This is a genomic window from Streptomyces erythrochromogenes, from assembly GCF_040684695.1.
Taxonomy (GTDB): domain Bacteria; phylum Actinomycetota; class Actinomycetes; order Streptomycetales; family Streptomycetaceae; genus Streptomyces; species Streptomyces erythrochromogenes_C.
Window position 1 is genome coordinate 23798 of the sequence record NZ_JBFBGM010000035.1, and the last position, 24239, is coordinate 48036.

General features: G+C 72.1%; 28 protein-coding genes and 1 riboswitch. Of the genes, 15 read left to right on the plus strand and 13 right to left on the minus strand.

Annotated elements, in window-relative coordinates:
* Positions 1 to 2 precede the first annotated feature (2 nt).
* A riboswitch (SAM riboswitch) is annotated at positions 3 to 160 on the plus strand.
* From thrC to groL, 4 genes are all read left to right on the plus strand, one after another.
* The gene (gene thrC / locus AB0O53_RS34515; protein ID WP_150257995.1) at positions 154 to 1452 is read left to right on the plus strand and encodes a threonine synthase; all 1299 of its coding nucleotides are present in this window, start codon (positions 154 to 156) and stop codon (positions 1450 to 1452) included. It overlaps the preceding riboswitch by 7 nt.
* Positions 1453 to 1487: 35 nt before the next feature.
* Positions 1488 to 1766 (plus strand): MoaD/ThiS family protein, encoded by a 279-nt coding sequence (locus tag AB0O53_RS34520; RefSeq protein WP_030854668.1) that lies wholly within the window; start codon positions 1488 to 1490, stop codon positions 1764 to 1766.
* Between the two features lie 385 nt (positions 1767 to 2151).
* Complete coding sequence (locus AB0O53_RS34525) at positions 2152 to 2358, plus strand: cold-shock protein (RefSeq protein ID WP_030009783.1); 207 nt, start codon at positions 2152 to 2154, stop codon at positions 2356 to 2358.
* 327 nt (positions 2359 to 2685) lie between these two features.
* Positions 2686 to 4305, plus strand: a complete 1620-nt coding sequence (gene groL, locus AB0O53_RS34530) for a chaperonin GroEL (RefSeq protein WP_350998770.1) — start codon at positions 2686 to 2688, stop codon at positions 4303 to 4305.
* A gap of 113 nt (positions 4306 to 4418) precedes the next feature.
* On the opposite strand, the gene AB0O53_RS34535 is transcribed toward groL, so the two are convergent.
* Positions 4419 to 4991, minus strand: coding sequence for a Uma2 family endonuclease (locus AB0O53_RS34535; protein WP_350998773.1), 573 nt, complete (start codon positions 4989 to 4991; stop codon positions 4419 to 4421).
* Positions 4992 to 5150: 159 nt separating this feature from the next.
* On the opposite strand from AB0O53_RS34535, the gene AB0O53_RS34540 reads away from it, so the two are divergent.
* The 4 genes from AB0O53_RS34540 (at position 5151) to AB0O53_RS34555 (ending at position 7283) form a co-directional block, all read left to right on the plus strand.
* On the plus strand, positions 5151 to 5744 hold the full coding sequence (locus AB0O53_RS34540; RefSeq protein WP_350998776.1) for a hypothetical protein: 594 nt from the start codon (positions 5151 to 5153) through the stop codon (positions 5742 to 5744).
* Position 5745: 1 nt separating this feature from the next.
* Positions 5746 to 6306, plus strand: a complete 561-nt coding sequence (locus tag AB0O53_RS34545) for a hypothetical protein (RefSeq protein ID WP_350998779.1) — start codon at positions 5746 to 5748, stop codon at positions 6304 to 6306.
* Between the two features lie 36 nt (positions 6307 to 6342).
* Positions 6343 to 6942 carry a phosphoribosylanthranilate isomerase gene (locus tag AB0O53_RS34550; protein WP_350998782.1) on the plus strand — a complete coding sequence of 200 codons (600 nt, stop codon included), beginning with the start codon at positions 6343 to 6345 and terminating at the stop codon, positions 6940 to 6942.
* Between the two features lie 149 nt (positions 6943 to 7091).
* The gene (locus AB0O53_RS34555) at positions 7092 to 7283 is read left to right on the plus strand and encodes a DUF8839 family protein (RefSeq protein ID WP_350998784.1); all 192 of its coding nucleotides are present in this window, start codon (positions 7092 to 7094) and stop codon (positions 7281 to 7283) included.
* Between the two features lie 9 nt (positions 7284 to 7292).
* Here the strand turns inward: AB0O53_RS34555 and AB0O53_RS34560 are convergent, their stop codons facing one another.
* Positions 7293 to 9056 carry a serine/threonine-protein kinase gene (locus tag AB0O53_RS34560; protein WP_365200961.1) on the minus strand — a complete coding sequence of 588 codons (1764 nt, stop codon included), beginning with the start codon at positions 9054 to 9056 and terminating at the stop codon, positions 7293 to 7295.
* A 142-nt stretch (positions 9057 to 9198) separates the two neighbouring features.
* Complete coding sequence (locus AB0O53_RS34565; protein WP_350998790.1) at positions 9199 to 9564, minus strand: protease inhibitor I9 family protein; 366 nt, start codon at positions 9562 to 9564, stop codon at positions 9199 to 9201.
* Between the two features lie 378 nt (positions 9565 to 9942).
* Here AB0O53_RS34565 and AB0O53_RS34570 point away from each other — a divergent pair, with 378 nt between their 5' ends.
* Positions 9943 to 11124 (plus strand): S8 family peptidase, encoded by a 1182-nt coding sequence (locus tag AB0O53_RS34570; RefSeq protein WP_350998793.1) that lies wholly within the window; start codon positions 9943 to 9945, stop codon positions 11122 to 11124.
* 52 nt (positions 11125 to 11176) lie between these two features.
* Here the strand turns inward: AB0O53_RS34570 and AB0O53_RS34575 are convergent, their stop codons facing one another.
* Together AB0O53_RS34575 and AB0O53_RS34580 are read right to left on the minus strand one after the other, a co-directional pair.
* On the minus strand, positions 11177 to 11401 hold the full coding sequence (locus tag AB0O53_RS34575) for a DUF397 domain-containing protein (protein ID WP_365200964.1): 225 nt from the start codon (positions 11399 to 11401) through the stop codon (positions 11177 to 11179).
* Positions 11385 to 12221, minus strand: coding sequence for a helix-turn-helix domain-containing protein (locus AB0O53_RS34580; RefSeq protein WP_350998799.1), 837 nt, complete (start codon positions 12219 to 12221; stop codon positions 11385 to 11387). The genes AB0O53_RS34575 and AB0O53_RS34580 overlap by 17 nt, the downstream gene beginning before the upstream one ends.
* Positions 12222 to 12335: 114 nt before the next feature.
* On the opposite strand from AB0O53_RS34580, the gene AB0O53_RS34585 reads away from it, so the two are divergent.
* Entirely contained in the window at positions 12336 to 12554 is a 219-nt protein-coding gene (locus tag AB0O53_RS34585) for a hypothetical protein (RefSeq protein WP_030854634.1), read from the plus strand.
* Positions 12551 to 12907, plus strand: coding sequence for a hypothetical protein (locus AB0O53_RS34590; RefSeq protein ID WP_365200968.1), 357 nt, complete (start codon positions 12551 to 12553; stop codon positions 12905 to 12907). The genes AB0O53_RS34585 and AB0O53_RS34590 overlap by 4 nt, the downstream gene beginning before the upstream one ends.
* 30 nt (positions 12908 to 12937) lie before the next feature.
* On the opposite strand, the gene AB0O53_RS34595 is transcribed toward AB0O53_RS34590, so the two are convergent.
* The 5 genes from AB0O53_RS34595 to murQ are packed head-to-tail and all read right to left on the minus strand — an operon-like array spanning position 12938 to position 17017.
* Entirely contained in the window at positions 12938 to 13402 is a 465-nt protein-coding gene (locus AB0O53_RS34595; RefSeq protein ID WP_350998802.1) for a YxiG-like protein, read from the minus strand.
* Positions 13403 to 13411: 9 nt separating this feature from the next.
* Positions 13412 to 13999 (minus strand): GNAT family N-acetyltransferase, encoded by a 588-nt coding sequence (locus AB0O53_RS34600; protein ID WP_365200971.1) that lies wholly within the window; start codon positions 13997 to 13999, stop codon positions 13412 to 13414.
* Entirely contained in the window at positions 13996 to 14400 is a 405-nt protein-coding gene (locus AB0O53_RS34605; protein ID WP_365200974.1) for a hypothetical protein, read from the minus strand. The genes AB0O53_RS34600 and AB0O53_RS34605 overlap by 4 nt, the downstream gene beginning before the upstream one ends.
* A 28-nt stretch (positions 14401 to 14428) precedes the next feature.
* Positions 14429 to 16021: a PTS transporter subunit EIIC gene (locus AB0O53_RS34610; RefSeq protein WP_365200977.1), complete on the minus strand. Its 1593-nt coding sequence runs from the start codon at positions 16019 to 16021 to the stop codon at positions 14429 to 14431.
* A 30-nt stretch (positions 16022 to 16051) separates the two neighbouring features.
* Positions 16052 to 17017: an N-acetylmuramic acid 6-phosphate etherase gene (murQ, locus tag AB0O53_RS34615; RefSeq protein WP_365200980.1), complete on the minus strand. Its 966-nt coding sequence runs from the start codon at positions 17015 to 17017 to the stop codon at positions 16052 to 16054.
* A 1106-nt stretch (positions 17018 to 18123) separates the two neighbouring features.
* Between murQ and AB0O53_RS34620 the strand changes: the two genes are divergently transcribed.
* Together AB0O53_RS34620 and AB0O53_RS34625 are read left to right on the plus strand one after the other, a co-directional pair.
* On the plus strand, positions 18124 to 18498 hold the full coding sequence (locus AB0O53_RS34620) for a DUF8819 family protein (protein WP_365200983.1): 375 nt from the start codon (positions 18124 to 18126) through the stop codon (positions 18496 to 18498).
* Between the two features lie 7 nt (positions 18499 to 18505).
* On the plus strand, positions 18506 to 18781 hold the full coding sequence (locus AB0O53_RS34625) for a DUF4031 domain-containing protein (protein ID WP_359119357.1): 276 nt from the start codon (positions 18506 to 18508) through the stop codon (positions 18779 to 18781).
* Here AB0O53_RS34625 and AB0O53_RS34630 read toward each other — a convergent pair.
* Both AB0O53_RS34630 and AB0O53_RS34635 read right to left on the minus strand, forming a co-directional pair.
* Positions 18778 to 19491: a hypothetical protein gene (locus AB0O53_RS34630; protein ID WP_365200986.1), complete on the minus strand. Its 714-nt coding sequence runs from the start codon at positions 19489 to 19491 to the stop codon at positions 18778 to 18780. The two genes, AB0O53_RS34625 and AB0O53_RS34630, sit on opposite strands and share 4 nt — an antisense overlap.
* 78 nt (positions 19492 to 19569) lie before the next feature.
* On the minus strand, positions 19570 to 20817 hold the full coding sequence (locus tag AB0O53_RS34635) for a serine hydrolase domain-containing protein (protein ID WP_365200989.1): 1248 nt from the start codon (positions 20815 to 20817) through the stop codon (positions 19570 to 19572).
* Between the two features lie 402 nt (positions 20818 to 21219).
* Between AB0O53_RS34635 and AB0O53_RS34640 the strand changes: the two genes are divergently transcribed.
* Together AB0O53_RS34640 and AB0O53_RS34645 are read left to right on the plus strand one after the other, a co-directional pair.
* Positions 21220 to 22128 carry a helix-turn-helix domain-containing protein gene (locus AB0O53_RS34640; protein WP_365200992.1) on the plus strand — a complete coding sequence of 303 codons (909 nt, stop codon included), beginning with the start codon at positions 21220 to 21222 and terminating at the stop codon, positions 22126 to 22128.
* Positions 22129 to 22560: 432 nt separating this feature from the next.
* A complete protein-coding gene (locus AB0O53_RS34645; RefSeq protein WP_350998828.1) occupies positions 22561 to 23031 on the plus strand; it encodes a lamin tail domain-containing protein in 471 nt (156 codons plus the stop codon).
* Positions 23032 to 23175: 144 nt separating this feature from the next.
* Here AB0O53_RS34645 and AB0O53_RS34650 read toward each other — a convergent pair.
* On the minus strand, positions 23176 to 24239 hold a 1064-nt coding region (locus tag AB0O53_RS34650), incomplete at its 5' end, for a tetratricopeptide repeat protein (RefSeq protein ID WP_365200994.1).

Here is a 24239-nt window from a genome sequence, read left to right on the forward strand (position 1 = left end):
ACCGCTCATCCAGAGGGGCAGAGGGACACGGCCCGTTGAAGCCCCGGCAACCCTCCAGTCGGTTCTCGCGATCGCGCAGCAGCGCTCGTCAGCGAGGTCCCCGGCTAGGGAAGGTGCCAATTCCGTCTCATGGCGAAATGCGCCATGGGGAAGATGAGGAGAAAGGGCCTCGCCATCATGGCTGCACAGACTGTCGCCACCTCTGTCGATCTCGGACCTGCCACGGGCCTTTCCTGTCGCGAGTGCGGTACCCGCTTCGAGCTCGGTCCCATCTTCGCGTGCGCCGAGTGCTTCGGACCTCTGGAAGTCGCCTACGACCTCCCCACCGGTGACCCCGAAGCCCTGCGCGCCGCGATCGAGGCCGGTCCGAACAACATCTGGCGCTACGCGCCGCTGCTGCCCGTCCCCGCCGACGTGGCGTCCAAGCCGAGCCTGAACCCGGGCTTCACCAAGCTCGTCGACGCGGCCAACCTGGCCAAGGAGCTGGGCGTCACCGGCAAGCTGTACGTCAAGGACGACTCCGGCAACCCGACGCACTCCTTCAAGGACCGCGTCGTGGCCATCGCCGTCGAGGCCGCCCGCGCCTTCGGCTTCACCACGCTGTCCTGCTCCTCCACCGGCAACCTGGCCGGCGCCGTCGGCGCCGCGGCCGCCCGGGCCGGCTTCCGCTCCTGCGTGTTCATCCCGCACGACCTGGAGCAGGGCAAGGTCGTCATGGCCGGTGTGTACGGCGGCGACCTGGTCGGCATCGAGGGCAACTACGACGACGTCAACCGCTTCTGCTCCGAGCTCATCGGCGACCCGCTGGGCGAGGGCTGGGGCTTCGTCAACGTCAACCTCCGCCCCTACTACGGCGAGGGCTCCAAGACCCTGGCGTACGAGATCTGCGAGCAGCTCGGCTGGCAGCTGCCCGACCAGATCGTCATCCCGATCGCGTCCGGCTCGCAGCTGACGAAGATCGACAAGGGTCTGCAGGAGCTGATCAGGCTCGGCCTCGTCGAGGACAAGCCGTACAAGATCTTCGGCGCCCAGGCCGAGGGCTGCTCCCCGGTGTCGACCGCCTTCAAGGCCGGTCACGACGTGGTCCGCCCGCAGAAGCCGAACACCATCGCCAAGTCCCTCGCGATCGGCAACCCGGCGGACGGCCCGTACGTCCTGGACATCGCGCGCCGCACCGGCGGCTTCGTCGAGGACGTGACCGACGAGCAGGTCGTCGAGGCCATCAAGATCCTCGCGCAGACCGAGGGCATCTTCGCCGAGACCGCGGGCGGCGTGACCGTCGGCGTGACGAAGAAGCTCATCGAGAACGGGCAGCTCGACCCGGCGCTGACCACCGTCGTCCTCAACACCGGCGACGGCCTCAAGACCCTGGAGGCGGTGGCCGCGGACAGCGGGCAGACCGCCACCATCCGCCCCAGCCTGGACGCGTTCCGCGCCGCCGGCCTGGCCTGACCACATCTCCTCACTCCCGGAAAGGCAGTAGCGCCATGAGCGTCAACGTCCGCATCCCCACCATCCTGCGCACCTACACCGGCGGTCAGGCCGAGGTCCCGGCCGAGGGCGCGACCCTCGCCGAGGTCATCGAGTCCCTGGAGAAGAACCACCCGGGCATCGCCGCGCGCGTCCTGGACGACCAGGGCAAGCTCCGCCGGTTCGTGAACGTCTACGTCAACGACGACGACGTGCGCTTCGAGGGCGGGCTGGCGGCGGTGACGCCGGACGGCGCCGGCGTCTCGATCATCCCGGCCGTCGCGGGCGGCTGCTGACCCACCCGGAAAACCGAAATTACCCCCTCCGCTAAAAGTGGAGGGGGTAATTCTGCTTGATTGGGCACGGTAGAGTTGGGGAAGTCCCCTCCGCTGGACTTGCCCGCCGCATATGAACGGGTCGCGTGAGGGTCGACATCGGGTCAATGTGCAGGTGCGGTATGGGGCTTTGGCGAAATTTGCCAGGCCCGAGTTGCCCTGGAATATGCCAAATTTTCACTCTATTTCAATGTTTCTCGGTGTCCAGATTTCTCGTCGGATTGACCTGTTGCAGACAGCACTCGCGCAGATACATTCAGCCTCGGTCGAAGCGTTCCGACGCAAGTTCTGACCCGGTAACGCGAAGTGCGTTCCCGCGCAAGGGCCAGTAATAGGGGAGTTAGGCATGGCTCAGGGCACCGTCAAGTGGTTCAACGCGGAGAAGGGCTACGGCTTCATCGCGGTCGACGGTGGTGCGGATGTGTTCGTCCACTACAGCGCCATCCAGATGGACGGGTACCGCACCCTTGAAGAGGGTCAGCGGGTCGAGTTCGAGATCTCGCAGGGCCAGAAGGGTCCGCAGGCGGACATGGTCAAGCTCGCGCTCGGCTAGTCCCGGAGCATCGACCACCGACGCTCGGTCTTCCGTCGAAGACCCGGAAGACCTACGAGGGGCCCACATCCCGGACACGGGATGTGGGCCCCTCGCGTGTCCCCGGCGGCGCGGGGGGTGTTCCCCTGAGCCGCTTGCACTCTCGGGGGTCGAGTGCTAATCATTGGCGTTAGCACTCTACGAGTGAGAGTGCTACTGAAACGAGGACCGGGTCGGTGAGGCCCGCAGGGTCCGGTGGGAAGGAACCGCCGGGCACGCAGGCCGTCCGTCGCGGGCGCGGGCGCGGTCCTGGGAGCAATCCACCGCTGTCCGGGAGGACCACTTCAGATGGCCAAGATCATTGCGTTCGACGAGGAGGCCCGCCGCGGCCTCGAGCGTGGGATGAACCAGCTCGCCGACGCCGTCAAGGTCACCCTTGGCCCCAAGGGTCGCAACGTCGTCCTTGAGAAGAAGTGGGGCGCCCCCACGATCACCAACGATGGTGTCTCCATCGCCAAGGAGATCGAGCTCGAGGACCCGTACGAGAAGATCGGCGCCGAGCTGGTCAAGGAAGTCGCCAAGAAGACGGACGACGTCGCCGGCGACGGTACGACCACCGCCACCGTCCTGGCCCAGGCGCTCGTCCGCGAGGGCCTGCGCAACGTGGCCGCCGGTGCCAACCCGATGGCCCTCAAGCGTGGTATCGAGAAGGCCGTCGAGGCCGTCTCCGCCGCCCTGCTCGCCCAGGCCAAGGATGTCGAGACCAAGGAGCAGATCGCTTCGACGGCCTCCATCTCCGCCGCCGACACCCAGATCGGCGAGCTCATCGCCGAGGCCATGGACAAGGTCGGCAAGGAAGGCGTCATCACCGTCGAGGAGTCCCAGACCTTCGGTCTGGAGCTTGAGCTCACCGAGGGCATGCGCTTCGACAAGGGCTACATCTCGGCGTACTTCGCCACCGACATGGAGCGCATGGAGTCGTCCCTCGACGACCCGTACATCCTGATCGTCAACTCCAAGATCGGCTCGGTCAAGGACCTGCTGCCGCTCCTGGAGAAGGTCATGCAGTCCGGCAAGCCGCTGCTGATCATCGCCGAGGACGTCGAGGGCGAGGCGCTCTCCACCCTCGTCGTCAACAAGATCCGTGGCACCTTCAAGTCCGTCGCCGTCAAGGCCCCGGGCTTCGGTGACCGCCGCAAGGCCATGCTCGGTGACATCGCCATCCTCACGGGCGGCACGGTCATCTCCGAGGAGGTCGGCCTCAAGCTGGAGAACGCCGGTCTCGACCTGCTCGGCCGCGCCCGCAAGGTCGTCATCACCAAGGACGAGACGACCATCGTCGACGGTGCCGGTGACAGCGACCAGGTCCAGGGCCGCGTGAACCAGATCCGCGCCGAGATCGAGAACTCCGACTCGGACTACGACCGCGAGAAGCTCCAGGAGCGCCTCGCGAAGCTGGCCGGCGGCGTGGCCGTCATCAAGGCCGGTGCCGCGACCGAGGTCGAGCTCAAGGAGCGCAAGCACCGCATCGAGGACGCCGTTCGCAACGCGAAGGCGGCCGTCGAGGAGGGCATCGTCGCCGGTGGTGGCGTGGCCCTGCTGCAGGCCTCCGCGGTCTTCGAGAAGCTGGAGCTCGAGGGTGACGAGGCGACCGGCGCCAACGCCGTGAAGCTCGCCCTGGAGGCCCCGCTCAAGCAGATCGCCGTCAACGGTGGTCTCGAGGGTGGCGTCGTCGTCGAGAAGGTGCGCAACCTTCCGATCGGTCACGGCCTGAACGCCGCGTCCGGCGAGTACGTCGACATGATCGCCGAGGGCATCATCGACCCGGCGAAGGTCACGCGCTCCGCGCTGCAGAACGCCGCGTCGATCGCCGCGCTGTTCCTGACCACCGAGGCCGTCATCGCCGACAAGCCGGAGAAGGCCGCGGCCGCTCCGGGCGGCATGCCGGGCGGTGACATGGACTTCTGATCGGCCCCTGGCTGATCGGCTGTTCTCGAACGAGGGCGGCACCCCCACGGGGGTGCCGCCCTCGGGCGTTCCCGGTCCGGGGCCAGGCCGGGGCCTGGCCGGGCCGGGGACGGTCAGATCGTGGTGTCGAGCGTGAAGTCGAACGGCGCGGGGATGCGCAGGGGCTCGCCGAAGGACACCGTCGTGCGGGCGCGGTACCCGTGGGGCGACGGGTCGTGGAAGCAGGTGATCTCCGAGTCCTGCATGTCGACGACGAGGTAGACCGGTACGAGGCGCCCGTACACGTCGAGCTTCTCGTTCCAGTCGGCGTCCTTCGTGGACACCGAGGTGAACTCCGCGACCAGGGACAGCGCGGCTCCGTCCGCGTGCCGTCCGTCCTCCTCGAAGGCGGAACCGTCCGCGACGAAGAGATCGGGGCAGAAGGCGCGCTCCGCCTCCGGAAACCGGAAGAGGAAGGGAGCGACGTCCGCGTAGTGCCCCTTGGGCGCTCGGGCCTGCAGCCGTTCCCGCAGGACACGCATGGGGTGGTAGTAGCGCAGCTTGGAAAACGGTGACACGACGATCTTCCCCCGGATGAGCTCGGCCTTGAAGCCGTCTGGCGTGTCCATCTCCGCGGCCGTGCGCAGGAGGTCCTCGAAGGCTGGTGGCGCCGACAACTCATCTATGGGTGTGGCCCGCTCGATCATGATGGTCACCGTATTCCTCCGGATGGCATGCAGCGCTGAGCCCGTGCCGTTCAAGGCTAGTGCGGCTGCGCGGGCCACGTCGGGGTCTGGGAGCGGCCCCCTCGATCGGGTGGCTAAAACCGCTGGCCGGGGTGGGTGGGGGCGTGTGAACGTACGGCCATGGGGAACTCCGTCGCTTATCCCGTGCTGCGCACCGCCGATCCCGCCGAGGCATACGAGAAGGCGCGACATCTGCGCGGGCTGCTGGCCACGCGGTACGCGCAGGTCTACGTGGGGGCCGAGCTGCGGACGGTCGAGGACCTGCGGCGGATGGTGCGCCTGATACCGGATGCGTTCTACGACCACGCCGGGATGCGCGAGGACCCGGCGACGGGCGAGCCCCTCGACTTCGACGCGGACGTGCGGACCGCCACCGACGCCGAACTGGCGCCGGAGCTACCGCTCGACTTCGTCCGCACGAAGCTGCCGGACGGAGTGGACGGCGAGGGCTTCGTCCGCGCCGTGGGCGCCGGGCCGGCCTCCCTGGAGTGGGAGGGCTGCTGGCCCGACGAGCCCGAGCTGGGCTCGTTCGGCTCGCCCAAGTACGACGCCGTGCAGCTCGTCCTCAACAGCGACACGTGCGACTGGGACCGGCAGGTGACCGGGGTGCACACGCTGTACGTCCACGTGACCAAGTGGGGTGACCCCGGCCGGGCCGAGCGGCTCGCCGCCGCGATCGGCGGGGCCGTGCTGGGCGCGCCGGAGCGGGGCTGACGTGGGGAGTTCACGGGCGTATCCGGTCTACCGGACGGACGACCTCGACGAGGCGTACCGGCGGGCCCGGGTGCTCTGCGCGCGGATGCGGCCGCTCGAACCGGAGATGTGGCTGTGCGCGCAGGCGACCACCGTCACCGAGGCCCGGGTGCTCGGGACGCTGATGCCGACCGGCCTGTTCGAACCGTCGTACGACTGGGCTGCGGACACCTGGTACCTGGGTGCCGCGCTGCCCGGCGGCGACCGGGAGCTGGCCGCGGTGCTGCCGCTGACCGTGGACTCCTACGCGGCTCCGGGCCCGGTCGAGGGGGCGCTGCTGCGGGCGCTGGGTGGGGGCGCGGCCACGTTGCTCTGGTACGGGGCGTGGCCCTGGGTGCCCGAGATACCGTCCCACTCGGCCGACCCGACGAACCAGCGCGTGGAGCTGGACGTCAACGGGGAGCATCCCGACGGTCGGCACACGGTCTACGTGCACTTCCGGTCCGCCGACGAGGTCGGTGCGGCGCATCTCGCCGCGGCCATCGGCGGGGCGGTGCTGGGGCCCGTGCAGGTCGGCCGCTGACGCCGGAGCGCGGGCGCGGCCGCATAGGCTGGTCGCATGGCTGACCTCTTCGTCAAGATCTGCGGGCTGCGCACCGCGCCGGACGTCGACGCCGCGGTGGCGGCCGGGGCGGATGCCGTCGGCTTCGTGTTCGCGCCCGGCAGCCCCCGTACGGTCGACGCCGCCACGGCGCGCGAGCTGGCGGCCCGGGTGCCGGCCACGGTGCTGACCGTGGGGGTGTTCCGCGGGCAGTCCGTCGATGAGGTGCGCCGCTTCGCCGAGGAGAGCGGCGTACGGGGGGTCCAGCTGCACGGCGAGGAGGGCCCCGGGGACTTCGCGGCGCTGCGCACCGAGGGCCGTACCCTGCTGCGGGCCACCGCCCGGCGCGTGGAGCGCTGTGGCGAGTACGGCGAGGACCTGCTGCTGCTCGACGCCCCCGACCCGGGTTCCGGCAAGCCGTGGAACTGGGGCTCGGCGGACTTCACCGCGCCCGAGGGCCGGTGGCTGCTGGCCGGCGGGCTGAACCCGGGCAACGTGCGCGAGGCGCTCGCGGCCACCGGGGCGTGGGGCGTGGACGTGTCCAGCGGGGTCGAGCGGGAACGCGGCGTGAAGTCGCCGGACCTGATCCGCGCCTTCGTCGAGGCGGCGCGCGGCTAGCGCGGCCGGGCCGGCGCGGCCGGTCTGGCATGGTCGGCCAACACCCCTGGTGTTGCCGCCGCGACCACGACCGCCGTCCGGCAGGTGCATGGGAGGCGGCGGACGGGGCATCCGGGCGGTGAGGACGGTCCGTCGTCCAGGAGCAGGAGGTGGCAGCCGTGCGCCGTACGAAGGTGCTGAACTCCTTTCCCGCCGGTGACCCCTACGGCAGCTGGCCCGCCGAGGAGTACGCGGCCAGGTGCCGGGAGCGGGGCCAGCGGGCGACCGTCGTGATGGACCTCGACCGGGACGCCTTCCTCGTCGTGGCCCTCGACGCGGACGCGCCGCAGCGGGCGGCGTGACGTCCTGCGTCAGGAGGCGGCGCGCCAGACCGTCATGTCGGTCCTGATCCAGCTGGGGTCCTTCGACAGGCCCGGGGCCGACTTGATGCCGATGACGAACAGCGCGATGTCACCGGACGGGTGCTTCATGCACACCTCGCTGCCGGCCGCCATGACGTGCAGCGTCAGCTTGTTCTGCCGGGCGAAGGCGAGTTTCTCGCGGCACGTTTCGAGATTGCCGGTGCCCGCCTTCTCGGGCATGGAGAACACCACCGCGTCGCTCTTCATCGTGCAGCCGCTGGCAAGCCCGCACTCCATGCGGATGTCCCCCGTGCGGTCGCCGTCGTCGTGCTGGACGGGCTCCTTGATGCTGATCGAGTTCTCCTCGTTCAGCTCCAGCCCCGGGTACGGGACGGGCTTGGGCGGCTCGGAGGCGCTCGGCGTCGGAGTGGGCGTCGGGGTGGGCACGGCCGACGGGGCCAGGGCGGCCGACTTGGCCGTGGCCGCCTCGCGTTCGGCGGCCCGGTCCGTCATGTCCATGAGCTTCCAGCCCAGGCCCCCCAGCGTGAGCGCACCCGTCGCCGCCGCCACGGTGACGATCCGCGAGGCCCGTCGCCGCTTGCGTCCGGTGGCTGCCGCCGCTGTCGCCGCCGCTGTCGACGCCGCCGATACGGCCGCCACTGCCGATGTCGCCGGTACCGCCGAGGCCCCGGCCGGGGCGGCCGTGGGGTGTTCCGCGTCCTGCGCCGCGGCTCCCGCGGGGGCGGCCGTCACGTGTGCCGCGCCGCCCGGGGCAGCGCCGCCCGAGCCCGCGCCGCCCGAGCCCGCGCCGCCCGAGGCCGTGTCCTCCGAGGTGCCGTTTCCCGAGGCCGTGCCCGCCGCGGCGGGGCGTGCGACCGGCTCCGGTATCTCCTCCTCCAGGCCGGCCACCTCCCGCCAGACGGCAGGTCCGCCGCCCGCGGTGGCCTCCTCGCCCAGGTACGCGCGGCACCAGGCCAGGATCTCCGCCGGGGTGGCCCGTTCCCCAGGTTCGGTGGCCAGGCACAGCGCGAACAGCGGACGCAGCGGCTCCGGCAGCTGCGTCAGGTCGGGCTTGGAGTGCACGATCCGGAACAGCACGGTCATGGACGGCCCGTCCCCGTACAGCGGCTTGCCCAGCGCGGCGAACGCCGCGGTCTGCCCCAGCGCGAAGACGTCGGTGGCCGGCGTGGTCTCGCCCGCCAGCCCCTGCTCGGGGGCCATGTACTGGGGTGTGCCGATGGTGTTGCCGGTGGCGGTGGCCGTCAGGCCGGAGGCCTGCGAGATGCCGAAGTCGATGACCCGGGGCCCGTCGGCGGCCAGCAGCACGTTCGACGGCTTCAGGTCCCGGTGCACGATGCCCGCGCCGTGGACGGCCACGAGGGCCTCGGCCACGCCGGCCATCAGCCACACCACCGCGGCGTCCGGCAGCGGCCCGCGCCGGGCGACGGCCTCCGACAGCGAGGGGCCGGGCACGTAGACGGTGGCCAGCCACGGAGGCGTCGCCTCCGCGTCGGCGTCGATCAACTCGGCCGTGTAGGCGCCCCGGACCCGCCGCGCGGCCTCCACCTCCCGGCGGAAGCGCCGCCGGAAGGTCGGGTCCTCGGCCAGCTCGGGATGCACCACCTTGATCGCGACGGGGCGGCCGCCCTGGGTGTGCGACAGGTACACCCGGCCCATGCCCCCCGCCCCGAGCCGGGCGGCGAGGCGGTAGCCGCCCACGGTCCGCGGATCGTCGGCCCGCAGCGGCTGGAACACATCGGTCGCGCTGTTCATCGGTCTCCCCCCGATCCCCCGTGACCAACCGATGGGTTGATCCACGTAACCCTAAGCGCCGGGCGGGGTCGGGGCGGAGCCGGGCGGCAGGGCGTCCGGTGCGGCCGGGGCGGACGTGCCGCGGGCCGGTGCGGTCAGCCGGTCAGCCGGTCGTGCCGAAGGAGGACACGCCGCCGTCCTCCTGGACGGACTCCACACCGGGGATGACGTGCAGGGCCGCGACCTGGCCGGGGCTCAGCCGGGCGGAGAAGCCGTGCAGGGCGGTGCGGTAGACGTAGTCCGGGGAGGCACCGACCATCCGGGCCACCGTCGCCGGGTCGACGTCCTTGTGCACGGTGACGATGTACGGGGCTTCGTCGCCGGCGGCCGCACGGGTCACGGGTGAGGCCGCGGCAGCGGTGGTGGCAGCGGTGGCGGTGGCCACGGGCAGGGCGGTGACGGCGGCCAGCGCGGCGGCGGCCGCGACCACGGGCAGGGCTCGGCCCGCTCGGCTCAGGAGGATGCGCATGGGGGGAGGCCATCACGCGCCGCGGTGCGGGTCAACGACGTCCGAAGGTGTGGCGGGCGCACGGGCGGCGCACCGGTCGTGCGCCCCCCTGGGGTGGCGGCGGACCGTACGGGTGATCTTGCCGCGGCCGCCACCGGCCCGCCGGGCCCGGGTCACAGGCCCGGCCGCAGAAGCGGTTAACCCTTTCTGCAGCGTGCCGACGATCCGGGTTGACGGGGCCGCGAACCGATGGGCCGGGCGGGGGCAGCGGGTCAAGCCGCGCCGGGCCGCGGCCCGATGCAAGGAGGGGCCGCTCCCGCGGAGGCGTACGACGCCGCGGGCGCGGCTCCCCCATGCCACCCCCCACCCCCACCCCACCCCGCAAGGGAGCCCGCTGTCATGCGCCTGCTCGCCCGCCTCGCCACCGCCGCCCTGCTCACCGTCACCCCGGTGGCGGCCGGGACGGCCTCCGCCGCCGCCCCGGAGCCGACCCCGGCGCCGCTGATCACCTCCGCGAACGCCATCTCCGGCAGCTACATCGTCACCCTCGCCAAGTCCGTCGATCCCGAGAAGGTCGCCGAGTCCGTCGGCGTGAAGGCGAAGTTCACCTACGAGACGGCGCTGAACGGCTTCGCCGCCACCCTCACCGAGAAGCAGCTGAAGGCCGTCCGGCACACGCGCGGCGTGCTGTCCGTGGCGCAGGACGGGCAGGTGACCGGTCCGCCGGCGCCGCCGGCCGGGGTCGCCACCAAGGCGCCCTCGAACTCCTGGGGCTTGGACCGCATCGACCAGCGGTTCCTGCCGCTCGACAACCAGTTCAGCCCCAACACCAACGGCCAGGGCGTGTACGCGTTCATCCTCGACAGCGGGATCGACTACCGCCACCCCGAGTTCGGCGGCCGGGCGCTCTTCGGCTTCGACGCCATCGGGGACGGCCGCAACGGCCAGGACTGCCACGGCCACGGCACGCACGTCGCGGGCACGGTCGGCGGCACGAACGTCGGCGTGGCGCACAAGGTGACCCTCGTCAGCGTCCGCGTCCTCGGCTGCGACAACCGCGGTTCCTGGTCGGGGATCATCGCCGGCCTGGACTGGGTCGCCGCGAACGCCCGCCAGCCCGCCGTCCTGAACGCCTCGCTCGGCGGGGACCGCTACGAGCCGGTCAACAACGCCACCGCCGCCGTGTTCGACCGGGGCGTGCTGCCGATCCTCGCGGCCGGCAACGACAACCGCGACGCCCGCTTCATCTCGCCCGCCTCCACCCCCGACGCGGTGACCGTCGGCGCGACCAACCGCTTCGACCAGGAGACGGACTTCTCCAACTGGGGCGAGCTCCTCGACCTCTACGCCCCCGGTCAGGACATCATCTCCGCGCGGCTGGGCGGCGGCACGGTGTCGATGAACGGCACCTCGATGGCCGCCCCGCACGTCACGGGCGTGGCCGCCCTCTACAAGGCCGCGCACCCCAGCGCCCGCCCGGTCGAGGTGGCGAACTTCCTGAAGAACGAGGCCACCGAGGACGTCATCCAGAACCTCAGCGACAACGGCCCCGACAAGCTGCTGTTCACGAACGGCCTCTGACCCGGCCCGGTCCAGGGCGCGCGGCAACCGCCGGGCGCCCTGCCCGGTGGGATCACAGGCTGGCGACGAACGCCGTCCACGCGGACCCGCGGAAGGTGAGGTGAGGGCCGTCCGGCACCTTGGAGTCCCGGACGGGCACCGTGACGCTGCCGCTGGGCCCGGCGGGGGTGGTCTTCGGCCAGGTGGCCATCTCCAGGCAGTCGCCTCCGGTGCCGTCGCTGTAGCTGGACTTGTGCCATATGGCCGTCAACAGGTCGCACTCAGGCATGCTGGTCATGCTCGTAATCCTCCGCCGCGGATTCGATCAAGGCCAGCGATTGGGTCGGTGACAGTGCGCTGGCAGTGAGGAGATCGTAGGTCAGCGAGTGCCTCACAACCGTGGCCGGATCGTCCAGCAGCACGCCCATTGCGTTCCCTTGCACGTAGGCGAGCGGCGGAGCAGTCTCGAAGGTCATCAGCTTCAGGGTGCCCCCCATGGACGAATGTGCCCCTGCGCTGAACGGCAGTACCTGGACGAAGATTCGCCGTGTACGGGCCAGAGCCGCGATGTGTCGTAGGGCTTCCGCCATCACCCTCTTGCTGCCGACGACCCTCCGGAGGAGGGTCTCGTCAAGCACGCACCAAAACAGTGGTGTTGTTGGGTTGGCCAGTAGCTTGGCGCGATCCAGCCGGTTCGTGACCAGCTCGGAGATGGCTTCGTCCGGAGCCGTCGGCTGGTACGCGATGAAGACCTCCCGTGCGTACGCCTCCGTCTGGAGCATCCCGGGCAGTGCCAGAGGCGCGTACTCGCGGATCGTCTTCGCTTCCGCTTCTGCCTCGGCCGCCTCGGCGAAGTGGTTCGGGTATTTAGACTTGGCCAAGGCTCCGCAGTTGCGGGCGAAGAAGCCGTTCGTATCGAGGATGTCGTCGATCTGACGGGCGAAGTCGATGTGCATCCGGCGCGTGCCCGCTTCGAGTTGGCCGATGAACGAGCCGCTCACGAAGAGCGGTTCGCCCAACTCGGCCTGGCTCATCCCCGCCCTCTCGCGCGCCACGCGCAGTTCGGCGCCGAGCAGGGCACGGGGTGAGGAGGAGGGGTCGAGGTTCTTACCTGCCATGGCAACTCCCGGGCCAACAGGTGGGGTTGTTCTGGGTGCTTGCTTGAAAGGCTAGCCAGCCCGTCGCCACGCTGTGTGCAGAACCCGACCACTCAGCGTAGAAAGGCGCAGTACATGGTGCTCACGCCCACGGAACGTATCCAGGCGGCCGAGGAGGCCGTACGGGAACTGAAGGAGGCCCTCGACGGGGTCGGCGTCGTCTTTCCCTCCCTGGGCGTGGAACGGGTCTCGGCGGCCGGCACGTACGGGCTGCCACTGGTCGACCTGGGACGCTGCAACCTGGACACCGCGCTCCGACTGGCCGCCGTACTCCACGAGCGGGCCCACCCATGAGCGAGTGCGACCCCGACCGGGACCGGGACCGGGAGCGGACCCGGTGCGAGGCCGCTCTGGAGGGCTTCTTCGAGGTGGCGCAGAGCTGGGAGTTCGCGCTGGCCTGGAAGCTGTGCTGGCTGGAGAAGGACTTCGCCGACGCCGGGTGGCAGGGCGGGCCGCCGGCTCCTCCGCCGCCGGGACGGCAGCGGGTCACGCTGGTCCGGGACGGTGAGGTCGATCCGCGCCACGACGCGATCCGGGACGACGCACCGCCCGCCGCTGACCTGCGGCGGCGCTTCGTGGAGCTGATGGACGAGGGGGTCTGCGACGACCTGCGCGACCCGGGGGTGATGCGGGGTGCGTGGCGGTGACCACCTGGGCCGCAGGTGGAGGCCTGGTGCTCAGTCCGCGACGAAGGGGGTGTACCCGACCGGGACCTCGCTCACTTCGAGGTCCGAGAAGACCAGTGTCAGATCGTGCGCGTTGGTCTCGATGTGCACCTCCTGGAAGTCGATGCCGACGGCCTTCGACCAGCGGCGGGCGGCCTCCGACCCGGGGCGGAGCTCGGCCCCGTACATCTCGTGGTACTTCGCGCCCCACACATAGCCGCCGAGGTCGGGGTCGGCGGTTTCGCGGTCGAGGAGGCGGTCGTCCAAGGAGGCCCGCCAGGTGTCCGCGGCCAGGAACGTCTCGCATCGGGCCTCCACGCAGTACCGGAAGAGATACCGCAGGTGGATCGGACCCTGGGGGGCGTCCCATACGTAGATGACGACCTCGTAGTCGCGCATGTAGGTGGTGTACCCGTGGTGCACGACCAGGTGCTCGATGGTCTCGTTCAGGGTCTGTTGGAGTGCTGCGGTGTCCATGCGGTCCTTCTACGGGGTGGCGTCGGTGCGGAGGCGGGCGTGAAGGTGTTCGTCGTGCCAGCCGTCCGCGTGCAGGAGGGCGCCGCGCATGGTGCCTTCGAGGGGGAAGCCGGCCTTCGTCGCGACGGCGCAGGAGGCCGGGTTGGCCACGGAGTGGGTGATGCGTACGCGGTGCAGGCCGAGGTCGTCGAAGGCCCAGCGGGCCAGGCGGTCGGTGGCCTTCACGGTGACGCCCGTGCCGCGTCCGGCGGGCAGCAGCCAGTAGAGGATCTCGCCGCTGCCGCCCGCGAGGTCGATGTCGGCCAGGCCGATCAGGCCGAGGGCCCGGCCGCCTTCGGGGGCGATGGCCCAGGTCCCGGCCTTCTCCGCCTGCCAGCGTTCGCGCCAGAGGGCGATCCGGGCCTCGGCCCCGGCCAGGTCCAGCCGGCTCGGGCGGTTCCAGTGCCGGACGTCCGGGTCGGCGTGGGCCGCGACGAGCGTGGGGGCGTCGTCCGGGGTCCAGGGGCGCAGGAGCATCCCGCCGGGGAGGGCCAGTTCGGGCTGGGCGAGGTCGCGCATGCGCCCGGCGGGGACCACGGGAGGTATCGGATCGATCATGGTCCGATCATGCCCGTTCCTTCGCGGAAGTGCCGGAAACGGGCGAGGAGGGCGCGGGACTCGGGAGCGTCCGGGGCGAAGAACTGCCGTTCCGGGGTGGGCGGGACGTACGGGCCGTGCAGGCGGACCTCGTGGCAGCCGAAGCAGAACTGCGCCTCGAACAGGGCGAGGGTGAGCGTGGCCTCGTACGCGCGGACCGCCCAGCCGGGACGGAATCCGCAGCGGTGCTGCACACTGCCCGGCAGGGATCCGATGAGGGCGAGGGCGGACTCCGCCTCCGCCGCGGCCCAGTGGCCCACCGGGGTGCCGGTGAAGGGACGGCCGGGGCGCGCGGGCGGTGCCGTGAGGCGTACGACCTCGATCAGGGCGGTGGCGGCGACGGCCTCGGCGGGGAGCTGCACGGGTCCAGCATCCCCGCCGGGGCGGGTGTCAGGCCAGGGCCCGTTCCTTCGGGGGGCCGGACACCGCGTCCGGGCCGTCGGGGCCGCTGTCCGGGTCCGGGTCGGTGTCGGGGTCGGGGTCGGGGTCGGGGTCGGTGTTGAGGTCGGTGAGCATCTGGCCGGTGAAGCCGAAGAAGTAGGTGGCGAGGAAGCCCACCAGGTAGCCGGTCAGCAGGCCGCCGGCGTAGATGGCGACGGTGACGCCGGGGTTCGAGGTGCCGTCCAGCAGGGGGAAGAGGGCCCAGCCGGAGGGTCCGATGGCGGTGGAGCCGAAGGCGATGCCCAGCTGGTTGAAGAGGCCGACGAAGGCGCCGCCGGCCGCGCCGCCGACGCAGGCGGTGACGAAGGGGCGGCCGAGCGGCAGGGAGACGCCGTAGATCAGTGGTTCGCCGATGCCGAGGAAGCCGGCGGGGAGGGCCGACTTGATGGTGGCGCGCAGGGAGCCGTTGCGGGGGAGGCAGCAGTGGACGGCGATGGCCGCGCCGACCTGGCCCGCGCCCGCCATGGCGAGGATCGGCAGCAGGACGGTGTGGCCGGACTGTTCGATGAGCGTGGTGTGGATGGGGATCAGGGCCTGGTGCAGGCCGAGCATCACCAGGGGGAGGAAGAGCCCGCCCAGGACCAGGCCCGCGAAGGCGCCGCCGGTGGAGAGCAGCGAATCGGCGAAGGTGCCGATGGCGGCGGAGGCCTCACCTGCGAGGAACATCAGGCCGAAGAGGGTGACCAGGCCGGAGACCAGGACCGTGAGGGTGGGGGTGACGAGGACGTCCAGGGCCTCCGGGACCAGGCGCCGGCAGCGCTTCTCCACGTACACGGCGAGGAGGGCGGCGGCGAGGGCGCCGAGGACGCCGCCCTGGCCGGGCCGGAGCTCGGCACCGAAGGCGGTGATCTTCGCGACGCCGGGGAAGACGATGATCGCGGCGACCGCGCCGCCCAGGATCGGGGTGCCGCCGAACTCCTTGGCGGTGTTGTAGCCGACGAACACGGCGATCAGCGACATGAAGCCGGACGCGATGGCGGTGAGCGCGGGGACGACGCCGGGCAGCCAGCCCAGGTTCATGAGGAGGCCGTTCAGGCCCGCGATGATCCCGCAGCCGATGAGGGCCGGGATGAGCGGCACGAAGATGTTCGCGATCCGGCGCAGCAGCAGCTTGAAGGGGGTGGCGTTGCGCGCCTTCCGGGCCTCCTTCAGGGCCGCTCCCTGGGAAGCCAGTTCGTCGGCGGTGACCGGGTGGGGGGTGGTGGCGGTAGGGGGTGCCGCGGGTGGTGCTGCCGAGCGGCCCTCCTCCACCAGCGCCTCGAACTCCGGGGTGACGCGGGCGACGGCGCCCGGGCCGAGCACGATCTGGTACGTGTCGTCCTCCACCACGCCGAGGACCGCCGGGAGGGCCTTGAGGGCCTCGTCCCGGACGAGCGAGCGGTCGCGCAGCACGATGCGCAGGCGGGTCATGCAGTGCGCGATCGAGGTGACGTTGTCCGGGCCGCCCACGAGGGGGAGGATCGCGGCGGCCGTGGCGCGGTTCTTGTCGGCGGGCGTGGCGGGCGTGGCGGGCGTGGTGGGCTCGGTGGGCTCAGTGGGCATGTGGTGGTCGCCTTGCCGTAGGGGGTGGGGTCAGCGGGTCCGGTCGTGCGCGTCGGCCTGGGCGTCGGCCTGGGCGCCGGGCTGGGCGAGGGCCGCGCGGAGGTGGCCGTGGGTGGCGGCGAGGAGTTCGGCGGCGGTCGGGCCGTCGACCCCGCCGAGGACGACGAGGATGGCGTTCTTGACCTCGCCGCCGGTGGCGGTGAGCGCGGCCTCGATCTCCTCGTCGGGCGCGCCGGTGGCCAGGGCCACGATGCGGCGGGCGCGGGCGCGCAGCTTCTCGTTGGAGGAGCGCATGTCGACCATGAGGTTCCCGTAGGTCTTGCCCAGGCGGATCATGGTGATCGTCGAGATGAGGTTGAGGACGAGCTTCTGGGCGGTGCCGGCCTTGAGGCGGGTGGATCCGGTGAGCAGTTCGGGGCCGACGACGACCTCGATGCCGTGGTCGGCCGCGGCGGCGAGCGCGGATCCGGCGTTGCAGGACAGGCCGACGGTGAGCGCGCCGCGGGCGCGGGCGGACTCGACGGCGCCGATCGCGTACGGGGTGCGGCCGGAGGCGGAGATGCCGATGACGGTGTCGTCGGGGCCGATGCGCAGCGCGGCCAGGTCCTCGGCGGCCAGCTGCGGGGAGTCCTCGGAGCCCTCGACGGCCTTGACCATGGCGGAGGGGCCGCCCGCGATCAGGCCGACGACGTCGGCCGGGTCGGTGTTGAAGGTGGGCGGGCACTCACTGGCGTCCAGGACGCCCATCCGGCCGGCCGTGCCGGCGCCGGCGTAGACGAGGCGGCCGCCGCGGGCCATGCGTTCGGCGATCGCGTCGATTGCGGCGGCGATCTGCGGCAGCCGGGCGGCGACGGCGGCCGGGACGGTGGCGTCCTCGGCGTTCATGGTGCGGGCGATGTCGAGGGTGGACAGCCGGTCGATCTCGGCGAGTTCGGGACGGAAGGCCTCGGTGGTCAGCGTCTCCAGCTGGGCGCGGAGTTCGGCGTACGCGGTCATGGCGGGGGCCTCCGGCGGTTCGGTGGGGTCTGAGGTCGGTGCGTCGTGCCGGTTGCCCGGGTCCCGGGCAGCGTCGGCAGGATCCTGCCCGCCCGGCGGCGTCCCGTGCGGCACCCCGGCGCGTGTCGGCCGTACCCGTACCCCGTGCCGGTCCGTGCCGCGCCCGTACGGTCCGGGCCCGCCCGGCGGCGTCCCGTACGGTCGGCCCGCGCGGCGGTGGTCCCGTGCCGGGATCTCGGCGGGTGCCGGGCGTACCCGGGCCCGGGTCGTGTCCTACGGTCCGCCGCCGGCGGTGTTGTCGGGCGTACCGGCGTACCGGCGTGCCTCCGGGCCCGGGGGAGCACCGCGTGGCGGAGGCCGGCGGCGGCCCCGCCCGCCCGGGCGCACCACGGCACCGTGCCACGGCGACGGACCCGCTCGGGTACGCGCAGCCCATGGCGGCCCGACGGACGCACCCCGGGCGCCGTACGGCCGGGCACGGCTCGGTTCCGCGATGCGGAGGGGGCGGAGTCCGGTACCACCGGGGACGGTCGTTCCGGGCGGGCGGGACGCCATGGACCCGGTCCCGGCCGCCGCGCCCCTCCGAAACCACGGGGGCCGGCAGGGCGCGGGGACGCCTGCGGAGCGGGCGGGGCCGCGTATGCCGTGGGGTCGGCAGACCCCGGCCGGACCTGGGCACGCCCGGCACCCGCCGGGATCCGGGCTGCGAGTCGTGCGGCGTTCGGAGCCGCGGGGACCGCCGGGCCCGCAGGGCGGGTGGGACGCCTGCGGAGCGGACGGGCTCGGGTGTGTCCGACGGTGCGGCGTGGTGCGGTGGCGGCCCGTAGACAGGCGGGCGGGTCCCCACCTGGGCGGTCCCGGCCGGTGCGCCCGGCGCGGGCGGCAGGGACGGCCGGGGCGCGGCCGGCCGGAGCGGACTCGGGAGGGGCGGCGGGCTGGGCCGCAGGCCATCGGGCGGTCGGGCGGTCGGGCGGCCGGGCGGAGGTTTCTCTCGGCTCTCTCGTCACGCGCGAAAGCCATTTCAGGCGGGGTGGCGGTGAATCCGCCGTTGGGCCCGGGAGGGGCGGGCCTTCTTCACCGGCGCCGGGCAGGTCCACAATGGCCCCATGGACCATACGACCCCCCTGGAACAGGCGCTGCACGTCGCCCGCGCACTCGTGCTCGCCGATCTCGCCGCAGGTGAGGTCGCCGATGCCGATGTCGTCTCCCTCGTCGAGGACTCGGTCACGCACCGCCGGTGGTGGGTGGAGCAGTGGCCGGAGGGCGTCGACTACCTGCCGGGGCTCGTCGCCCAGGACGTACAGGACTTGCTGCTGGAGAAGTACGGGCGCTGGCCGCTGTGCCCGGTCTGCAACCACGGCGATCCCCACGCCCTGGACGTGGAGCCGGAGCTGGGACCCGACCCGCACTGGGTGTGCTCGGAGGCGGGCGTGAGAGTGGCCGCGGTCGGCGGCCTGGGCCCCGTCCTCGGCCTGCGGTGAGCCGCCGGTGACCGTCTACATCGACCCGCCGACCTGGCCGGGCCACGGCCGCATGTGGTCCCACCTGGTCAGCGACGTCTCGTACGAGGAACTGCACGCCTTCGCGGCGGGCATCGGCTGTCCGCCGCGGGCTTTCGAGCGGGACCACTACGACGTGCCCTCGCACCGCTACGCCGACGCGGTCGGCGCGGGCGCGGTCGAGATCGGCAGCAAGGAACTGGTCCGCCGCCTCACCGCGGCCGGCCTGCGCCGACCGAAGGGCCGCCCGGCCGACATCCCCTAGGCAACCGGCCAGGGGCCCACCGTGATGCGCCGGGTCGGGTCGGTGGTGTCGGTGACCGCGTAGCGTGCCGTGATGGTCGCCGTGGTGACCGAGGTGGCGCAGAAGAAGGAGCCCGTGATCTTCACCGGGATCGGGGCGCGGTCGAGGACCAGGGCGGACCGCTCCCGTTCGTCCCAGGCGCCGTCGGCGGTGGCGGGTACGGAGGGGGCGGCGACCGCGGTGCAGGCCAGCAGGCCGCTGGTGCGCAGGACGAAGCCGCCCGCGGGGATGGACAGCCGGGCCGTGCTGGGGGAGCCGTGCTGGAGCAGTACCTGCCAGGGGCCGGCCTGCTCGTTGGTCTCGACGGCGACCCGTAGACCGGGGGCGTCGGTGGTGCAGTCCTTGAAGGCGGGCGGGCTGATGCGGACGCTCGCCGGTCCCGCGGGACTGGGACGATCGGGGAGGGTGTTGCGGCCCTCGGCACCCGGGAGGGTGGAGGAAGCCGTGCAGGTGACCACGATGGGGCCGGCTTCGAACACGACGGGCCCTTCGGCCACGGCGGAGAAGCGGTGTCCGGCAGGGGAGAGCGTGGTGCCGCCGGCCGCGGCCGCTGCTGCCGGTCCTGTGGGGGCGGCGTGCGCCCCGCTCGGCAGGAGGGCGGCGGCCGCGAGGGCGAGGCAGGTGGCGGAGGGCAGCACGGTGCGCGGTAAGCGGAGCCTGTTGTCGATCATGCGGCGAGCCTAGGAATCCGCAGGTCACCGGTGACAGGGCCGAAGGGGCCGCAGGGCCGGACCGAACGGCCCGATGGTCTAGCTGCTCGGGGAGGGCGTGGAGGGCGTCGCGGGCGTGGAGGGCGTGGACGGCTGCGGGACCTGGTTGGGCTGGGCCGCCGCCGGGAGCTCCCACACGTGCTCCGGGGTGACGATCTCGGTGACAGCGTTGGCGATGAGGCTGCTCAGGCTGCCGAACTTCCCGTCGACGTCCGAGTTCACGACGATCACCATGGTGGCCCGGTCCTGCGGGAGCCGGACGGCGATGGTCTCGTAGCCGGGAAGCTCGCCGTTGTGGCCGATCCAGCCGGCGATGTCGGCGATGCCGAGCCCGTAGCGCACCCCGGGGTGCCCGGTGGGCAGCATGCGCAGGCGCTGCGCCTGGGTGGCGGGCTCCAGCATCCGGTCGCCGTCGGGCAGCCGTCCGCTGACCAGGGTGGGGACCCAGGAGTGCAGGTCGTCGATGGTGGAGATCATCGCGCCGGCCGCCCAGCCCCAGGACGGGTTCCACTGGGAGGCGTCGACGGTCGCGCCGTCCGGGGTGAAGTTCGTGTAGCCGTGCACGTACGGGCTGGTGATCTCCGCGCCGGTCGGCAGCGAGGTCGAGTCGAGGTCGGCCGGTTCGAAGACCTCCTGCTCCAGGTAGGTGTGCAGGGGCTGTCCGCTGACCTTCTCGACGAGCAGGCCGAGCAGGACGGTGTTGGTGTTGGAGTACTCCCAGCGGGCGCCCGGCGCGAAGTCGGCGGGGTGCCGGAAGGCGATCTCCAGCAGCTGCTGCGGGGTCCAGGAGCGGTACGGGTCGGCCTTGAGGGCGGCCATCCAGCGCGGGTCCTCGGTGTAGTTGTAGAGGCCGCTGCGCATCTCGGCGAGCTGCCGGACGGTGATCTTCTCGCCGCCCGGCACCCCGTCCAGGTAGGTCGAGATCGGCGCGTCGAGCCGCACCTTCCCGTCGTCGACGAGCTGGAGTACGCCGGTGATGGCGAAGGTCTTGGTGACGCTGCCGATGCGGGTGTGCATGTCGGTCTTGAGGGGAACGCCGGTGGTCTTGTCGGAGGTGCCGAAGGAGCGCACGTAGGAGTCGTCGCCGTCGATCCACAGGCCGACTCCCACGCCGGGGATGCCGGCCTCGCGCATGGCCGCGGTGATCGCGTCGTCGAGCTTCTCGGCGACCACCGGGTCGATGCCGACCCGGCCGGGCGGGGCGGCGGCGGGGGCCTGGCCCGCGCACAGCGCGGTCAGCAGCAGGGAGGCCGCCGCGAGGGCGGTGGGCGTCCGGTACCGGCCCATGGGGGATCACCTCTGATGCACGTCCCCGAGCCGACCTTCCCATCGTAGGAACCGGGGTCCGCGGCGGCGACCGGGACCGGCAACCGGCACCGGAACCCGGGACCGGCGACCGCGCGGTGGGACGCCGGTGGCGGGGACGGTCCCAGGACCCAAGACACGAGCGGAAAGGACCCCACCAAGCCCCACCAAGCCCCACCGAGGCCCACCAAGTCCCACTCGTCTCCGCCCACGGAGCACGCTCACTCGCTTGAGTGAAAAAGACCAACTTGACTGGCTTCGGGGCGGGTTGACTGATCTACGCTCAGCGCGACAGGCCACACCACCGCTGACATGCGTCGGCCCCCGCCGGGAGTGCGAATCCCAGTGCGGGGGCCTGACCACCGAGGAAGAAGCACCTTCCTGATGGATACCCAGAACAGTAGCGTGCGCCCGCACGCCCGGTCCCGTAACGGCGGGGAAAACCACCCTTCCCGGGGCACTCGTGCGAACACCCGCTCCGGCGGCGTCATCCACGACAACTCCCGCCACACCAGCCGCTTCACGGTGATCGGCAACCACCTGGCCCAGCACGCCGAGCTGTCGCTGCTGGCCATCGGCCTGGCGGTGCACATCCAGTCGCTGCCCGGCGGTGCGCTCATCGACATCCGGACCCTCGCGGCCCGGTTCCCCGAGGGGAAGACGCGCATCGCCGCGGCCCTGCGCGAGCTGGAGGCGCACGGCTATCTGCGCCGCACCTGCGAGCGCACCAGCAGCGGCCGCGTCGTCACCCGCACGGTCTCCTGCAACCAGCCGGGCCGCTCCGGCGCCGGTGCCGCCGCTGCGGATGCGCCGGGGCCGGAGCCGCGGTCCCGGCGCCCCGCCCGCCGGGAGGGCGAGCCGCCGCGCCGCGCCCTCCCGGCCGTGCCGCAGCCCGCGTACCCGGCCCCCGACCTCCTGCGGTCCGCCGTCGAGGTCCTCGCCGGCCTCCGCCGCGGGGATCCCCGCCTGCTGCTCTCCGCCACGGAGGTCGAGCACCTCGCCCCGGCGGTCGCGGCCTGGCTGGAGCGCGACCTGCCGCCGAGCGCCGTGCACCACGCCCTGACGGCCGGGCTGCCGCCGGAACCCCTGCACCGCCCGGCCGCCCTGCTGGCGCACCGCCTCGCGGCCCAGCTCCCGCCGGTTCCGCCGTTCAGCGTCCCGGCGACAGCGCCGGACGCCGTCAGACACCCGCTCCGGAACTGCGAGACCTGCGACCGCGCCTTCCGCGCGCCCGCCCCCGGTCACTGCCGCGACTGCCGGCCCGAACCCCCGGGACCCCACCCCGCCGGCTGACCACGGCCGAACCATCCCGCTCCGCCGTGCCCTTTTGCGCGCCGCAGGCCGGGACGCATGCACGAATCCCGAACCAACGTGCGAAGAATTCCGCAGAACGGCTGTTACGCGACCGCCTGGTCCGAGCGGGTGAGGCGACGAAGAAGTGCGCCCCGTGGTGCGCCGGAGCGTGTTGACCCTGATGTCCGGTTTGCGGGGCGGGTGGATGTAGCGGTCAGTGAATGTCAGGGGCACGCTCGGGCGGAATGCGTGCATCCGGAAGTCGACTGTGACGGATATGTCCGTGTCCGGTAACCGGCGTCGTCGGGGCCTGTCGCCAGCCTCGTGTCGGGTCGAGAGTTTGGGTCCTCGGCTCAACCGGGCCGATCACGACAAACGCCTTCACCACCGTGTTTCGGCTGGTGGGGGACTGTTCTTGAGGGAGCGTCACCCATGTCTTCTGCTTCTTCCTCCGTACGCCGTATCGCCGCCACCGTCCTGGCGGCCGGTGCGATCGTCTCCGCCGCCGCACTGCCGGCCGCCGCGCACGACGGCGACCGTCACCACCAGCAGCGGCCGCGGGTGGAGATCAGCCGGGTCCAGGCCGACAGCCCCGGACGCGAGGACCGCTCGAACCGCTCCCTGAACGCGGAGTGGGTGGAGATCACCAACACCACCCGCAACCCGATCAACCTCCGCGGCTGGACCCTGCGCGACAACGACGGCAACCGCTACCGCTTCGACAACGTCCGCATCGGCTCCCGTGCCACGATCCGCATCCACACCGGCAACGGCCGCGACACCCGCACCGACCTCTACCAGGACCGCCGCGACTACGTCTGGGACAACCGCTCCGACACCGCCACCCTCCGCGACGACCGCGGCCGCACCGTCGACACCGAGACCTGGGGCCGCCGCCGCTAACCCCCACCCCCGGCCGGCCCCCAAGGCCACCGGCCACTGACCGACACACACGGGCCGTCGCCCCCACAGGGCGACGGCCCGCTCCGCTGCCCGCCCGGGCGGTTCGTGTCGGGCTCACTCCAGCCAGAACCCGCTATGCGCGATTTACGCCGTCCGACCCTGGCTGTTGCCGTGGCTGTCGCCGATTTCCCGGAAGATCGTGGTGGCCTGGGTGTGGGCGTCGATGGCTTCCTCGAACCGCCATACCTCTTGTAGTGAGTTGCCCAGGTTGTACAGTGCCTGGCCTTCGCTGTGGCGGTCGCCGGTTTCCCGGAAGATCGTGGTGGCCTGAGCGAAGGCGTTGACGGCTTCCTCGAACCGCCGAACCTCCTGCAGGGCGAGGCCGAGGTTGCCCAGTGCGTTTCCTTCGCGCTGGCGGTCGCCGGCGTTCCTGTGGAGGGCGGTGGCCTGGGTGAGGGTGTTGATGGCTTCCTCGAACCGCCGCGCCTCTCGCAGGGCGAGGCCGAGGTTGTCCAGTGCCTGGCCTTCGTTGTGGTCGTCGAGTTCCCGGGAGATGGTGGTGGCCTGGGTGAGGGTGTCGATGGCTTCCTCGAACCGTCGCACCTGCAGCAGGGCGAGGCCGAGGTTGTTCAGCGCGCCTCCCGCGCCGTGGTCGTCGCCGGCGTTCCTGTGGAGGGCGGTGGCCTGGGTGAGGGTGTCGATGGCTTCCTCGAACCGCCGCGCCTGCAACAGGGCGCCGCCGAGGTTACTCATCGCGGTCCCTTCGCCGTGGCGGTTGCCGGCTTCGTGGAAGATCGTGGTGGCCTGGGTGTGGGCGTCAATGGCTTCCTCGAACCGGCGTGCACGCTGCAGGACGCCGCCGAGGTTGTTCAGCGCGATTCCTTCGCGATGGCGGTCACCGGCTGCTCGGAAGATGGTGGTGGCCTGGGTGTGGGTGCTGATGGCTTCCTCGAACCGTTGCACCTCTCGCAGGGCGAGGCCGAGGTTGTCCAGTGCCTGGCCTTCGCCGTGGCGGTCGTCGAGTTCCTTGTGGATGGTGGTGGCCTGGGTGAGGGTGTCGATGGCTTCCTCGAACCGTCGCACCTCTCGCTGGGCGAGGCCGAGGTTGTTCAATGCCTGGCCTTCGCCGTGGCGGTCGTCGAGTTCCTTGTGGATGGTGGTGGCCTGGGTGAGGGTGTCGATGGCTTCCTCGAACCGTCGCACCTCTC

Excerpts from the sequence above, each read along its gene's own strand:
- AB0O53_RS34540 (WP_350998776.1), top strand. The coding sequence starts at position 5,151 with ATGGGGAACTCCGTCGCTTATCCCGTGCTGCGCACCGCCGATCCCGCC.
- AB0O53_RS34550 (WP_350998782.1), top strand. The coding sequence starts at position 6,343 with ATGGCTGACCTCTTCGTCAAGATCTGCGGGCTGCGCACCGCGCCGGAC.
- AB0O53_RS34575 (WP_365200964.1), bottom strand. The coding sequence starts at position 11,401 with ATGACCAGCATGCCTGAGTGCGACCTGTTGACGGCCATATGGCACAAG.
- AB0O53_RS34600 (WP_365200971.1), bottom strand. The coding sequence starts at position 13,999 with ATGATCGATCCGATACCTCCCGTGGTCCCCGCCGGGCGCATGCGCGAC.
- AB0O53_RS34565 (WP_350998790.1), bottom strand. The coding sequence starts at position 9,564 with ATGCGCATCCTCCTGAGCCGAGCGGGCCGAGCCCTGCCCGTGGTCGCG.
- AB0O53_RS34535 (WP_350998773.1), bottom strand. The coding sequence starts at position 4,991 with ATGATCGAGCGGGCCACACCCATAGATGAGTTGTCGGCGCCACCAGCC.
- AB0O53_RS34640 (WP_365200992.1), top strand. The coding sequence starts at position 21,220 with ATGGATACCCAGAACAGTAGCGTGCGCCCGCACGCCCGGTCCCGTAAC.
- AB0O53_RS34630 (WP_365200986.1), bottom strand. The coding sequence starts at position 19,491 with ATGATCGACAACAGGCTCCGCTTACCGCGCACCGTGCTGCCCTCCGCC.
- AB0O53_RS34520 (WP_030854668.1), top strand. The coding sequence starts at position 1,488 with ATGAGCGTCAACGTCCGCATCCCCACCATCCTGCGCACCTACACCGGC.
- AB0O53_RS34595 (WP_350998802.1), bottom strand. The coding sequence starts at position 13,402 with ATGGACACCGCAGCACTCCAACAGACCCTGAACGAGACCATCGAGCAC.
- AB0O53_RS34585 (WP_030854634.1), top strand. The coding sequence starts at position 12,336 with ATGGTGCTCACGCCCACGGAACGTATCCAGGCGGCCGAGGAGGCCGTA.
- AB0O53_RS34570 (WP_350998793.1), top strand. The coding sequence starts at position 9,943 with ATGCGCCTGCTCGCCCGCCTCGCCACCGCCGCCCTGCTCACCGTCACC.
- murQ (WP_365200980.1), bottom strand. The coding sequence starts at position 17,017 with ATGACCGCGTACGCCGAACTCCGCGCCCAGCTGGAGACGCTGACCACC.
- AB0O53_RS34635 (WP_365200989.1), bottom strand. The coding sequence starts at position 20,817 with ATGGGCCGGTACCGGACGCCCACCGCCCTCGCGGCGGCCTCCCTGCTG.
- AB0O53_RS34525 (WP_030009783.1), top strand. The coding sequence starts at position 2,152 with ATGGCTCAGGGCACCGTCAAGTGGTTCAACGCGGAGAAGGGCTACGGC.
- AB0O53_RS34645 (WP_350998828.1), top strand. The coding sequence starts at position 22,561 with ATGTCTTCTGCTTCTTCCTCCGTACGCCGTATCGCCGCCACCGTCCTG.
- AB0O53_RS34560 (WP_365200961.1), bottom strand. The coding sequence starts at position 9,056 with ATGAACAGCGCGACCGATGTGTTCCAGCCGCTGCGGGCCGACGATCCG.
- AB0O53_RS34620 (WP_365200983.1), top strand. The coding sequence starts at position 18,124 with ATGGACCATACGACCCCCCTGGAACAGGCGCTGCACGTCGCCCGCGCA.
- AB0O53_RS34580 (WP_350998799.1), bottom strand. The coding sequence starts at position 12,221 with ATGGCAGGTAAGAACCTCGACCCCTCCTCCTCACCCCGTGCCCTGCTC.
- AB0O53_RS34610 (WP_365200977.1), bottom strand. The coding sequence starts at position 16,021 with ATGCCCACTGAGCCCACCGAGCCCACCACGCCCGCCACGCCCGCCACG.
- AB0O53_RS34590 (WP_365200968.1), top strand. The coding sequence starts at position 12,551 with ATGAGCGAGTGCGACCCCGACCGGGACCGGGACCGGGAGCGGACCCGG.
- groL (WP_350998770.1), top strand. The coding sequence starts at position 2,686 with ATGGCCAAGATCATTGCGTTCGACGAGGAGGCCCGCCGCGGCCTCGAG.
- thrC (WP_150257995.1), top strand. The coding sequence starts at position 154 with ATGAGGAGAAAGGGCCTCGCCATCATGGCTGCACAGACTGTCGCCACC.